Annotated in this window: 5 protein-coding genes; 3 read left to right on the top strand and 2 right to left on the bottom strand. The window is 66.6% G+C overall.

Annotation, left to right across the window (positions count from 1 at the left end; genetic code table 11):
* Positions 1–202: 202 nt before the first annotated feature.
* Together R1L06_RS14980 and R1L06_RS14975 are read right to left on the bottom strand one after the other, a co-directional pair.
* Entirely contained in the window at positions 203–682 is a 480-nt protein-coding gene (locus R1L06_RS14980; protein ID WP_005407625.1) for a tRNA (cytidine(34)-2'-O)-methyltransferase, read from the bottom strand.
* A 69-nt stretch (positions 683–751) separates the two neighbouring features.
* Positions 752–1,228 carry an XAC0231 family protein gene (locus tag R1L06_RS14975; protein WP_032130143.1) on the bottom strand — a complete coding sequence of 159 codons (477 nt, stop codon included), beginning with the start codon at positions 1,226–1,228 and terminating at the stop codon, positions 752–754.
* Between the two features lie 415 nt (positions 1,229–1,643).
* Here R1L06_RS14975 and R1L06_RS14970 point away from each other — a divergent pair, with 415 nt between their 5' ends.
* The 3 genes from R1L06_RS14970 to R1L06_RS14960 all read left to right on the top strand — a co-directional run bounded on the left by R1L06_RS14970 (position 1,644) and on the right by R1L06_RS14960 (position 6,116).
* Entirely contained in the window at positions 1,644–4,493 is a 2,850-nt protein-coding gene (locus R1L06_RS14970) for a M16 family metallopeptidase (protein WP_317218100.1), read from the top strand.
* Positions 4,494–4,678: 185 nt separating this feature from the next.
* On the top strand, positions 4,679–4,996 hold the full coding sequence (locus tag R1L06_RS14965) for a DUF4156 domain-containing protein (RefSeq protein WP_005407628.1): 318 nt from the start codon (positions 4,679–4,681) through the stop codon (positions 4,994–4,996).
* Between the two features lie 103 nt (positions 4,997–5,099).
* Entirely contained in the window at positions 5,100–6,116 is a 1,017-nt protein-coding gene (locus R1L06_RS14960; protein WP_107431623.1) for a 3-oxoacyl-ACP synthase III, read from the top strand.
* Positions 6,117–6,158 lie beyond the last annotated feature (42 nt).

Below are 6,158 nucleotides of genomic sequence, written 5' to 3'. Positions count from 1 at the left end.
CTTCAGCGCGCGACCGGGCATCAGTGCGGACCAAGGTCCGCACCCACCAGAAGCGATCCACAGCCATCAGAGGTTCTCGGCGGCTGCCTGGACCTGCCTGGTGCCAACCTTGGTTGGCACATTCCTTCAGCGCGCGACCGGGCATCAGTGCGGACCAAGGTCCGCACCCACCAGAAGCGGGTCCCCCCCCACCTGAGGCGGTTCACGCGCCGCCGGCAAACCCGTGCTGCCGCCACGCTTCGTACATCACCACCGCAACGGTGTTGGAAAGATTGAGGCTGCGGTTGTCCGGCCGCATCGGCAGGCGCAGGCGGCGGCCATCGGGCAAGGCATCGAGCACGTCCTGCGGCAGGCCGCGGCTTTCCGGGCCGAACAGGAAGGCATCACCATCTTCAAAGGCCACGCTGTCGTAGCGCACGCTGGCCCGGGTACTCAGTGCGAACAAGCGCTTTGGTGCGATCCGCGCCAGCGCGGTGTCCAGGTCGGGGTGGACCTGCAGGCGCGAGTACTCGTGGTAGTCCAGGCCGGCGCGCTTGAGCTGCTTGTCTTCCAGTGCGAAGCCGAGCGGCTCGACCAGGTGCAGCTGCGCGCCGGTGTTGGCGCAGAGCCGGATCACATTGCCCGTGTTGGGCGGGATTTCCGGTTGGAACAGGATCACATGGAACTGGGGCGCGGCATTCATCGGCGCAGTGTACCTGCGACGACCGCCGCCTTTACGGCGCACGCCCTGCGCTGGGCAGGGCGGCACCGGTTACGGGCGCAGCAGGACCTGGGCGGTTTCGGTGGCCAGGGCCTGCAGGTCGGCGGCGCTCGGGCGCACCTGCAGGGCCGGCAGGTTGACGATGACCGAGTTGGCGACGTTGGTGGCGGCAGCAGCCAGGGTGGCGGCGTAGCGCTGGGCTTCCATTTCGGCGGCCAGGGCGACGCGCTGTTCCAGGCTCGGGCGCACTTCCACCGAGGCCAAGGTGGTGATCGGCATCGCGGCAGCAACCGGGGCGGCAACGTAGCCATTGCGCTCGGCCAGCTGGTCTGCGCTCGGGCGCACTTCCACGGTGGCCAGGGTCGGGATGCCGCTGGCCTGTTCCCAGGCCTGCTGGGCCAGCTGGTCGGCGGCCGGGCGGACCTGCACGGTGGCCAGGGTCTGGATGGATTCGGAGGCCTGCACCGACGAAACAACCGCGGTGCCTGCGATCAGGGCGATGGCGATGGCAATGGTCTTGGCGTTCATGACGGGGCCTGTTTAGTGTTGGTGATCAGTGGTGTGGTAGTAAGGTAGTACACCGATTCTGGGCTTGCAAGGAAAATTTTCGGCTTCCTGCATTTGTTCAGTCTTCAGTCAGCTTTTATCTGAAGCCCTTCCTGGCGCAGGAAGTACCAAGCAATCCCCGTGCCAACTTTTAGTTGTTGATTTGCAAGAGTTTTTGTTTGGTCGAGAAGTGTCCGGTAGGCGGACACCTGTCCATTCGATGTGCTGCGGACACTGTCCGGACGGTCCTGGCGGGCGCTTGTGACCGGTCAGGCGGCGCAGATCGGCGCTGCGGATGGGGCACAGGGGCAAACACCCCCAGTGACTGCTGGCCGATTCCTGCCGCTGCGTGCGCAGGCTAGGATCGGGGTTCACCTATGTGACCAAGGATCCGGATATGTCTCTCGCCCTTCGCCCGCGCGCTGCACTGCTGGCCGTCGCCCTCAGCACCGCCCTGGGCACGCTTGTGCCTTCCCATGCGCTGGCGGCCAAGCCGACCGCACCGGCCAAGGTCGATATCCCGTATGAGCAGTTCACCCTGCCCAACGGCCTGCGCGTGATCGTGCATACCGATCGCAAGGCGCCGATCGTCGCCGTCAACGTCTGGTACCACGTGGGCAGCAAGGACGAACCGGCCGGCCGTACCGGCTTCGCGCACCTGTTCGAACACCTGATGTTCCAGGGCAGCGAAAACCACGACGGCGAATTCTTCGAACCGTTCAAGCAGGTCGGTGCCACCAACCAGAACGGCACCACCAATACCGACCGCACCAACTACTTCGAGAACGTGCCCACCACCGCGCTGGACATGGCGCTGTGGATGGAGTCGGACCGCATGGGCCATCTGGTCGGTGCGATCGACCAGGCGGCGCTGGATGAGCAGCGTGGCGTGGTGCAGAACGAGAAGCGCCAGGGCGAGAACCAGCCCTACGGTCAGGCCTGGGACCAGCTCAACAAGGCGCTGTACCCGGTAGGCCACCCGTATCACCACGGCGTGATCGGTTCGATGAACGATCTGAACGCGGCGTCGCTGGATGACGTGAAGACCTGGTTCCGCACCTGGTACGGCCCGAACAATGCGGTGCTGGTGCTGGCCGGCGACATCGACCTGGCCACTGCCAAGGAAAAGGTCGGCAAGTACTTCGGCAGCATCCCGGCCGGCCCGACCATGGCGCAGCCGGCAGTGAACGTGGCCAAGCGCAACGCCGACACGCGCGAGACGATGACCGACAAGGTGCCGCAGGCGCGCATCTACCGCGCCTGGAACGTGCCGCAGGTCGGCACCACCGATGTCGATCAGCTGCAGCTGTTCGCGCAGGTCCTGGGCGGTGCCAAGTCCTCGCGCCTGAGCCAGCGCCTGCAGCACCAGGACAAACTGGTGGACAGCATCGCCTCGGGCCTTTCGACCTCGCAGCTGGGTTCGAACTTCGTGATCATGGCGACGGTCAAGCAGGGCCAGGACCCGGCCAAGGTCGAGAAGATCATCGACGAGGAACTGGACCGCCTGATCAACCATGGCCCCACCGCGGCCGAGCTGGAGCGCGCCAAGACCGGTGCCCGCGCCGGCTTCATCCGCGGCATCGAGCGCATCGGCGGCTTCGGCGGCAAGGCCGACGCACTGGCCGAGTGCGCGGTGTTCACCGGCGACCCGGGCTGCTTCCGCACCTCGCTGGCCAACATCGAGAAGGCCAGTGCCGCTGATCTGAGCCGGCTGGGCGCGCAGTGGCTGGACAAGGGCAGCCACACCCTGGTGATCGCACCGGGTGAGCGTGTGGCGCTGAAGGAAGACCCGAGCCAGGCGCCGAAGCCGTTCAACGTTCCCGCGGTGGACCCCAAGTACAGCACCCTGCCGGAGCAGGTCGACCGCAAGGCCGGCGTGCCGCAGACCCGCGAGTTCCCGCAGCTGAAGTTCCCGGCGCTGCAGCGCGCCACGCTGAAGAACGGCACCCAGGTGATCCTGGCCGAACGCCACGAGATTCCGGTGGTGCAGTTCAGCTACCAGTTCCCGGGCGGCTTCAGCGCCGACCAGGGCCGCAAGCCGGGCACCGCCAACTTCACCATGAGCCTGATGACCGAAGGCGCCGGCAAGCTCGGCTCGCTGGCCTTCGCCGATGCTGCCGATGCGCTGGGCGCCAGCCTGGATGCCTCGGCCGGCCTGGACTCGATGAGCGTGGACCTGTCGGCACTGAAGGAGAACCTGGCACCGTCGCTGGCGCTGTACCGCGACCTGCTGCGCGAGCCGCGCTTCGAGCAGGGTGAGATCGACCGGGTCAAGGCGACCTGGATCGCCGGCATCCAGCAGGAGAAGGTCAACCCGGGTGCGGTGGCGATGCGCGTGCTGCCGCCACTGCTGTATGGCAAGGGCCACCCGTATGCCATTCCGTTCACTGGCAGTGGTGATGAGGCGGCGATCAGCGGCCTGACCCGCGAAGATCTGGTTGATTTCCACCACGACTGGCTGCGCCCGCAGAACGGCACCCTGATCGTGGTCGGTGATACCACGCTGGCGGAAATCGTGCCGCTGCTGGACAAGCAGCTGGGCGACTGGAAGGCTGCCGGCGATGCTCCGCAGGTGAAGGCGGCGACCGACGTCGCATTGCCGAAGGGCCCGCGTGTGTTCCTGATCGACCAGCCGGGCGCGGTGCAGGCCAACCTGTTCGCCGGCCAGGTGGTCGCGCCGTCCAGCGCCACCAGCTCGACCCGCTTCGATATCGCCAACGGCGTGATCGGTGGCGACTTCACCTCGCGCCTGAACATGAACCTGCGTGAGGACAAGCACTGGTCGTACGGTGCGCGCAGCAGCGCGATCAATTCGGTGGGCCAGCGCCCGTGGATGGCCAGCGCGCCGGTGCAGATCGACAAGACCGGCCCGGCGATGGCGGAAATGCGCAAGGAAATCGCCGCGTTCGCCGACGGCAGCAAGCCGGCCACCGCCGCCGAGGTCAACCGCATCCGCAACATCCAGACCCTGAGCCTGCCCGGTGCCTACGAGACCGCCAGCGCGGTGGCGTCGACCATCGGTTCGATCGTGCAGTTCAAGCGCCCGGATGACTACGTGCTGCGCCGCAAGGCCGAGATCGAGGCGATGACACCGGCACAGGTGCAGCAGGCCGCCGCCGAGATCAAGCCGCAGGCGCTGACCTGGGTGGTGGTGGGTGACCTCAAGCAGACCGAAGCGGCCGTGCGCGCGCTGAACCTGGGCGAGGTGACGGTGATCGATGCCGAAGGCAATCCGGTCAAGAAGTAAGGCAATACCCGGCCCGCCATGGGGCGGGCCGGCTCCTCCGGTAGTGCCGGCCGCTGGCCGGCAACTCCGTGACCCGAAGGCGGGGTCAGGCTCCCCTGCGGGGGATCTGACCCCACCCACCCACCGGCTACCCCCGATTCAGGCTGTTCAGGCAGAATCCCCCCATACCCTCCCAGGATCTGCCCATGCGCGTTCTGCTGCTTTCCTCCCTGCTGCTCACCGTCACCGCCTGTACCTGGGTGCCGATCGAACCGGCCGGCAAGGCGACCCGCGTGCTGCCGGCAGGCCCGGTTCCCGCTGGCTGCATCGCCAAGGGCGAGGTGGTGGTGACCGTGAAGAGCAAGGTCGGCTTCTACAACCGCAACCCGCTGCGTGTGCAGGAAGAGCTGGAAACCCTGGCCCGCAACGAGGCGCCGAGCGCCGGTGCCAATGCCGTGCAGGCCGCCGCGGCTCCGGCCGATGGCAGTCAGCGCTTCGCCGCTTTCCAGTGCCCGCCGCGCTGAACGCTTCACCATACGGCCAAGCCTGAATTCGTAAAGATGCGGTGAAGGCCCCGGGGGTTATAGAATAGCGCCCCCTTTTGCCTGAGCCTTGGCGCTAACCTCGATGCTCTTCAAGAATGTCTCGATCGCCGGCCTGGCACACGTTGATGCGCCGCACACGCTGACGACCAAGGAAATCAACGAGCGGCTGCAGCCGACGTTGGATCGCCTCGGTATCCGCACCGACGTGCTCGGCGATATCGCCGGCATCCATGCCCGCCGCCTGTGGGACAACGGCGTGCTTGCGTCCGATGCCGCCACCATGGCCGGCCGCAAGGCGCTGGAAGACGCGGGCATCGATGCAACGCAGGTTGGCCTGCTGGTCAACACCTCGGTCAGCCGCGACTACCTGGAGCCGTCCACGGCCTCCATCGTGTCGGGCAACCTCGGCGTCAGCGACGAGTGCATGACCTTCGACGTCGCCAATGCCTGCCTGGCCTTCATCAACGGCATGGATATCGCGGCGCGCATGATCGAGCGCGGCGACATCGACTACGCGCTGGTGGTGGATGGCGAGACCGCCAACCTGGTGTACGAGAAGACCCTGGAGCGCATGACCGCCCCGGACGTCACCGCCGACGACTTCCGCAACGAGCTGGCCGCCCTGACCACGGGTTCGGGCGCCGCCGCGATGGTGATGGCGCGCTCGGAGCTGGTGCCGGATGCGCCGCGCTACAAGGGCGGCGTGACCCGCTCGGCCACCGAGTGGAACCAGCTGTGCCTGGGCAACCTGGACCGCATGGTCACCGACACCCGCCTGCTGCTGATCGAAGGCATCAAGCTGGCGCAGAAGACCTTCAGTGCCGCCAAGATCGCACTCGGCTGGGCCGTGGAAGAGCTGGACCAGTTCGTGATCCACCAGGTCAGCCAGCCGCACACCGCTGCGTTCATCAAGAACTTCGGCATCGACCCGAAGAAGGTCATGACCATCTTCGGCGAGCACGGCAACATCGGCCCGGCCTCGGTGCCGATCGTGCTGAGCAAGCTCAAGCAGCTGGGCAAGCTGAAGAAGGGCGATCGCATCGCGCTTCTGGGTATTGGCTCGGGCCTGAACTGTTCGATGGCTGAAGTGGTCTGGTAAGCAGCCCGCTGCCCGACCTCCTGTAGAGCCGAGCCATGCTCG

The organism is Stenotrophomonas mexicanensis (assembly GCF_032911605.1).
Lineage (GTDB): Bacteria > Pseudomonadota > Gammaproteobacteria > Xanthomonadales > Xanthomonadaceae > Stenotrophomonas > Stenotrophomonas maltophilia_A.
The sequence above is the reverse complement of the archived record's forward strand: the minus strand, read 5'-3'. Positions and strand labels throughout refer to the sequence as shown.

What these genes read in the sequence shown, in the direction of transcription:
- R1L06_RS14975 (WP_032130143.1), bottom strand. Translation starts at nt 1,228, where the DNA reads ATGAACGCCAAGACCATTGCCATCGCCATCGCCCTGATCGCAGGCACC.
- R1L06_RS14960 (WP_107431623.1), top strand. Translation starts at nt 5,100, where the DNA reads ATGCTCTTCAAGAATGTCTCGATCGCCGGCCTGGCACACGTTGATGCG.
- R1L06_RS14980 (WP_005407625.1), bottom strand. Translation starts at nt 682, where the DNA reads ATGAATGCCGCGCCCCAGTTCCATGTGATCCTGTTCCAACCGGAAATC.
- R1L06_RS14970 (WP_317218100.1), top strand. Translation starts at nt 1,644, where the DNA reads ATGTCTCTCGCCCTTCGCCCGCGCGCTGCACTGCTGGCCGTCGCCCTC.
- R1L06_RS14965 (WP_005407628.1), top strand. Translation starts at nt 4,679, where the DNA reads ATGCGCGTTCTGCTGCTTTCCTCCCTGCTGCTCACCGTCACCGCCTGT.